This is a genomic window from Alcanivorax sp. HI0044 (genome assembly GCF_001634945.1).
The window spans coordinates 1-1,057 of the sequence record NZ_LWEZ01001469.1 but is presented as its reverse complement, the minus strand read 5'-3'; the positions used below and the strand labels follow the sequence as shown (position 1 = coordinate 1,057).

Below are 1,057 nucleotides of genomic sequence, written 5' to 3'. Positions count from 1 at the left end.
GGGTTTGTGACGATTGGCGCAAACGCGGCGAGCCCAATTATCTTGAAGAAATTCTCGATGGTGGCAGCGACCTCAATGCACCGATGCCAGGTATGGAAAGCGCCAGTGAGGGCGGCGATGACGAGAATGATCCGCTTTACGATGAAGCGGTGGCCATCGTCACCGAGTCCCGACGGGCGTCCATTTCCTCTGTGCAGCGGAAACTGAAAATTGGCTATAACCGTGCCGCCCGCCTGGTGGAAGCCATGGAGATGGCAGGGGTGGTCACCGAGGCCGGCAACAATGGCCAGCGCGAAGTCATCGCGCCGCCGCCGGTCAAATAAGGAGTTTGAATGAAGAAGTTGCTGTTGAGCTTGGCGCTGGCGCCTGCTGTCCTGTTGGCCCCTACCGCATGGGCGGGTGCCACCGATGATTTGCTGGATCGCCTGCAAACCCTTAAGTCCATGAAAGGCGAGTTCGAGCAGGTGGTGCTGGATCAGGGCGGCACGCATATGCAGGAAGCCACGGGCCGTTTTCAGGTGGCCCGGGGGAACCAGTTTTACTGGCTCACCGAAACGCCTTATGAGCAGATGGCTGCGTCCGACGGCGAAACCGTCTGGGTTTACGACAAGGACCTGGAGCAGGTGGTGGTACGCCCGCTGAGCCAGGATCTTGGCCAGACCCCGGCCCTGTTGTTTGGTGGCAAGCCTGCCGATGTGGCCAAGGCGTTCAGTATTTCCGAGCGTGATAATCAGGGGGGCGAAGTCACTTACCGGCTTACCCCCAAAGGTCAGGACCCGCTGTTCGATCAGCTGGATGTGACCTTCAAGGGCGACGAGCCCGCGTCCATGCGCTTGCAGGATGCACTGGGCCAGCAGACCGTCATCGACTTCAAGACCCTGACCCTGAACGGCGGCATCGATAGCGGTCTGTTCCACTTCGAGCCGCCTGAAGGCACGGATGTCATTCAGCAACAACAGTAATCGAGGGTAACGGCCGGGATGCTCCGGCCGCAGCCCGGTCACCAGTAGGCGTTTTCCATGAGCGATCTTTTTGCCGCCGATGCCGCCCAGCAGGC

At 60.1% G+C, this 1,057-nt stretch carries 2 protein-coding genes; both read left to right on the top strand.

Annotation, left to right across the window (positions count from 1 at the left end; all coding sequences use genetic code 11):
• The coding region (locus A3730_RS22100) for a DNA translocase FtsK (RefSeq protein WP_304439521.1) at window positions 1-323 on the top strand (323 nt) is incomplete at its 5' end.
• A gap of 9 nt (window positions 324-332) precedes the next feature.
• Complete coding sequence (lolA, locus tag A3730_RS22095) at window positions 333-962, top strand: outer membrane lipoprotein chaperone LolA (RefSeq protein WP_063519157.1); 630 nt, start codon at window positions 333-335, stop codon at window positions 960-962.
• Window positions 963-1,057: the final 95 nt, after the last annotated feature.